The organism is Methylophilus sp. DMC14, from assembly GCF_056314085.1.
Genome location: NZ_JBQUZA010000011.1, coordinates 1 through 5382, shown reverse-complemented (window position 1 = coordinate 5382; position 5382 = coordinate 1). Strand labels below are relative to the sequence as shown.

At 49.2% G+C, this 5382-nt stretch carries 2 protein-coding genes and 1 pseudogene; all 3 read left to right on the top strand.

Annotation, left to right across the window (positions count from 1 at the left end; genetic code table 11):
* Window positions 1-330: pseudogene (locus ACT53C_RS14270) on the top strand (hypothetical protein); the annotation flags it as partial.
* A 298-nt stretch (window positions 331-628) separates the two neighbouring features.
* Complete coding sequence (locus tag ACT53C_RS14265; protein ID WP_476147031.1) at window positions 629-3343, top strand: methyl-accepting chemotaxis protein; 2715 nt, start codon at window positions 629-631, stop codon at window positions 3341-3343.
* Between the two features lie 318 nt (window positions 3344-3661).
* A partial coding sequence (locus ACT53C_RS14260; protein ID WP_476147030.1) for a HAMP domain-containing protein occupies window positions 3662-5382 on the top strand: 1721 nt, incomplete at its 3' end.

Sequence of the window (5382 nt, the reverse complement as noted above, 5' to 3'; positions counted from 1 at the left end):
GATGAAACCACCCAGCAGAACGCTGCACTGGTTGAAGAGGCCGCTGCTGCGGCTGAATCCCTGGTCGATCAGGCCAACCAGCTGGCTGATGTGATTAGCCAGTTCAAGCTGGAAGGTAAAGTCAACACAGGGTTCACTGCAACGCTCAAATCCTCTTCTGGTAGTGGCGGATATTCAGCGCCAAGACCAAGTGCAGATTCGCGTTCGGGCCGAGCTGTGCCAGCCCCTTCAGGCTATGTCGATAAACCGCAGTTTTCAAAATCTCCGCCGAGCACGTCAAGGCCGTCCGCCAAAACAGGCACTGACGATTCGGATTGGGAAGAGTTCTAACCATTCGTCTAAATAAAAAGCCGGCTGTTTAACAGCCGGCTTTTTTTATGCGCTCGGTTTGGGAGCTATTTGCATTTTAAGGACATCCCTTCAAAGACATTAAAAGGATAGGTTTTAAGCCTTTCTTTAATCGATGCTTGATGGATGACTAATTGCAAGATAGCAAAGTATTAAGGAAAAAAGTGTTTGTGTTGGCAAGACACGTCAGAAGACAGTCATGTCTTTGACTTTTGTAATCTTAAACAAGCATTTGGCATAGGCGTAAGCAAATACTGAGGATGGATAAATGTTCGGAAACATGAGAGTAAAGAAAAGCCTGATGGTCGGGTTTGGTAGCATGATTCTGCTGATGGCAGGATTAACTGTTATTGGGATTGACCGTGTGCGTGAAATCGACGATACGCTAACCGAAATCAATGATGTGAACAGCGTTAAGCAGCGCTATGCCATTAACTTTCGCGGCAGCGTGCATGACCGAGCGATTAGTTTACGTGATGTGACCCTGGAGGCATCCAGTGCTGAAGTGGACAAGTCCATCAGTGATATCCGTCGATTGGCGGTTGCTTATGAAGAGAGTGCGGCCAAGCTGGATGCTATTTTTAAAGAGGATGCGGCTGTTACGGCAGATGAAAAAGAAATTCTCACGCACATCAAGTCTATCGAAGTCAAAACATTACCGGTGATTGAGCGTGTGATTGCATTACGCCATGCAGGTGATGAGGAGCAAGCGAAAAGTCTGTTAATGAGTGAAGCCAAGCCCTTGTTTGTAGAATGGCTCAAAAGCATTAACCAGTTTATTGATTATCAGGAGGCATTAAACAAAACGGCTTCAGCGCAAGCCAAGTCTGTCGCTTCCGGGTTTTCCATACTGATGCAAATTGCATTGGGGATTGCCATTCTTATCGCTGGATGGATGGCTATTGCAATCTCTAAATCCCTGCTTAACCGGTTAGGTGCAGATCCGTTGGAACTCACTGAGTTTGCCAAAAAAATTGGTGAAGGGGATTCTGACTTTGCCGTACCGCTGGCTGAACATGACCAAGGCAGTGTTGCCTACCAGCTACAACGCATGCGGCAACATGTGCTAAAAGTCATCAGCGAAATGAAAGATGTCGCGCATGCGCAAGCCAACGGTGAGATTGATCGCCGTATCCACAGTACCCAGCATCAAGGTATGTTTAAAGACATGGCCGAAGGGGTCAATCAAATGCTGGATGACCAACATACGTCGACCCGCAAGGTGATGGCTGTAATCAACGGCTTTGGCAATGGCGACTTTGGCATTCCGCTTGAGACATTCAAAGGGAAAAAAGCCGAGATCAACCGCGATATTGAGCAAGTCAGAGCCAATTTGACCAATATCATATCCGACTTAAACCAGATGTCTGCTGCCCATCGTCAGGGCAATATCAGCTATTTTATTGACCCTGCCAAATATAATGGCCACTTCAGCGCCTTGGCTGAAGGGGTGAACGGCATGGTGCAGGAATATATCGAAGAAAATAAAACGGTAACCGATTGTATTTTGCAATTTGGTGAAGGTAACTTCTCCGCCACCATCAAGGAATTCCCCGGCGAAAAAGCATTTATCAACAAGAGCGTCAAGAAAATTGGCGGCAACCTCAAAGGCTTGATTGATTCGGTTAACTGGGTCAGTAATGCGCATGAGCAAGGTGAAATTGATGCCATGCTACGTGATGACATGTTTAAAGGCGATTTCAGTACGCTGGCCAAGTCTGTCAACAATATGGTGACGGGCTTGTTGGAAATGAACCAGCAATCCATGCAGGTCGTGAAGGGCTTTGGTGAAGGTAACTTCGACATTCCGCTTCAGCGCTGGCCAGGTAAAAAGGGCGAGATCAACGACACGGTTGAGCAAGTTCGCGCAAACCTGAAAGGGTTGATTGGTGACATCAACGGCTTAACAGAAGCTGCAGGCGAAGGCCGCATTTCAGTGCGGGCTGACGCTTCCCAGCATAAAGGCGATTTCCGCAAAATTGTTGAAGGCGTTAACCACACGCTGGACATGATCGTAGAACCGATCATTGCAGTGACTGAAGCCGTCGAAACCATCACCACGGCTGCCAATGAAATCTCCAGCGGTAACTCAGACCTGTCTGCGCGTACCGAGCAGCAAGCCTCCAGTCTGGAAGAGACTGCCGCCAGCATGGAACAACTGGCTTCGACCGTGAAACAGAACGCTGATAACGCCAAACAGGCCAACCAGCTGGCGCTGACCGCCTCAGGCGTTGCCGTCAAAGGTGGCCAGGTGGTGAACGAAGTGGTTGCCACCATGAGTGCGATCAACGAAAGTGCCAAGAAGATCGAAGACATTATTTCGGTGATTGACGGCATTGCCTTCCAGACCAACATCCTGGCGCTGAACGCAGCGGTAGAAGCGGCGCGTGCAGGTGAGCAGGGCAGAGGCTTCGCCGTGGTCGCAGGTGAGGTGCGTAACCTGGCCCAGCGTTCAGCCAGTGCTGCGAAAGAGATTAAAGAGCTGATTGCAGACTCTGTGAATAAAACCACTGAAGGCACCAAGCTGGTCGAAAATGCCGGTAGCACCATGGACGAGGTGGTCTCCTCTGTGCAACGCGTGGCTGACATTATCAGTGAAATCTCTGCTGCCTCTATTGAGCAAACCACCGGCATTGATCAGGTAAACCAGGCAGTGACCAGCATGGATGAAACCACGCAACAGAATGCAGCATTGGTTGAAGAAGCGGCCGCTGCGGCAGAATCCCTGGTTGATCAGGCCAATCAGCTGGCGGATGTGGTCAGCCAGTTCAAGCTGGAGAGGGGCGCGGGATCAGGCTTTACCGCCTCACCTAAGTCTCAAGCCAAGGGAAGTGTTTCTTCAACACCGCGAACCATGCCTCAGCATGGCTCGGGACGACCGGTTCCAGCCCCCTCCGGCTATGTGGATAAACCCCAGCGTGCTCAAGCGACGGCCAGTCCACCTAGGGTCAGTGCCAAAACCGGCACGGATAATTCGGATTGGGAAGAGTTTTGACCTAAGTCATCTTCAGAAACGGCTGCTTTGGCAGCCGTTTTTTGTGTCTACACATCATTGGGCAGGGTTTGTAAAACTTCATGCCTGAATGACTTTAAACAGAACCATAAAAATACGTTTTACATTCAATTTGGATCTTTATCTTTAGCGGGATAATGATTACATAAACAGTGAATAAAAAATCTTATAAACGGATTTTATTATTCATATAAAAATTGGCTTTACGGTCATTGATTGACTTCAAGCTAGAAATAACTCGGAAGAGCAGTGTGTCAGCAATGCACGCCCCCTATTTATTTTTATGCAAAGGAAGTCAATATGCAGTTGTCTCAGCGCTTTCAATCTATTCAGGGCAAAATCGTCCTGATGGCAGGGCTGTCCATTCTGGTGAGCGGCAGCATTCTCGTCGGATCCTCTTATCTCTCAGCTAAAAACAATCAGCAACTGGTGTCTGAAAACGTATCGTTGTTAGTCAACGAAGGCACCAAAAACAGCTTGAAGAATCTGGCTGGCTCTGAAGCAGGAAAAATCCAGGCCAAGTTTGATGTCGCACTGGATGCGGCACGCACGATGGCAAATACTTTTGTGTTGAGTAAAGAGGGTTCCGTGGCACTGGGGCGTGACCAGATTAATGCCATCTTGCTCAATGTGCTGAAACAAAACCCAGAGTTCAATGGCACTTATAGTTGTTGGGAGCCGGATGCGCTTGATGGTAAAGATGACACTTTTAAAACGGGCAGGGATGGCAACAATAGCCTCACCGGCCGTTTTACGCCTTATTGGAACCGTGATGAAAGCGGACGGATTGCGGTGCAACCACTGGTGGAGTATGACACGCTGGACAAGCACCCCAATGGTGTCATGAAAGGCGGCTGGTATCTTGGCCCCAAAACAAACCATACCGAAAGTGTATTGGACCCATTTCCTTATATTGTGCAGGGCAAATCTGTATGGCTGACCACGCTGTCGGCGCCCATTATCAAGAACGGCAAGTTTTATGGGGTCGCCGGGACTGACTACAATCTGGACTTTGTGCAAAAAACCGCTGAAGGTGCCAGCAAGAATCTGTTTGACGGCAAGGGCGAAGTGGTTATCGTCAGTAATATGGGGCTTATCGTGGCCGATAGCCGTAATCCAGGCTTGATTGGCCAGCCCTTTGGCAAAATTGTGGGCGACAGTAGCGCAAAGTATCTCCAAGAGATCCAGTCTGGTCATGATTTAGCCGCGATTGACCAGCAAGCCGGTCAAATGATGGCGCTCGCCCCCATTATGTTGGGCCGCACTGGCAAACCTTGGTCTGTCCTGATTAAAGTACCAACCGCCGTCGTGCTGGCAGAAGCGCAAGCGCTTGATCAACGATTGTCTAGCGGTGCGAATCAAGCCGCTTTATGGCAGTTATTGTTAGGCTTGATGGTGACGGCAACCGGGATTGCGGTCATCTGGTTTTCAGCCGCAAAAATTGCAAAACCCATACGTGAAGCCGCCCAGGTTGCACAGGACTTATCACTGGGTAGAACAGATGTCGTGATTGAGGTGCATAGCCAGGATGAAACCGGCCAGTTAATGACGGCCATGCAAAGCATGGTCAAGTCGATTAAGTTACTCATTCATGATACCCATGGCCTGGCACAATCTGCGGTACAAGGCAATCTCTCTACACGGGCAGACATTCAGCCGCATCAAGGCGATTTCCGCAAAGTGGTTGAGGGGATAAACGAGACACTGGATGCAGTTGTAACGCCTTTGGGTGTGGCTGCGAGCTATGTGGAACAGATCGCCAAAGGTGAAATTCCAGAAAAGATTACGGCTGACTATAAAGGCGATTTTAACGCCATTAAAAACAACCTGAACCAGTGTATAGAGACCATTAATAGTATGGTGTATGACACTGAAGAATTGGTGCACGCAGCGGTAGAAGGCCGTTTATCCACCCGTGCGGATGCCAGCAAGCATCAAGGTGACTTCCGCAAGATTGTCCAGGGCGTGAACGAGACGCTGGATGCGGTGATTGACCCCCTCAACGTGGCGGCCCAATATGT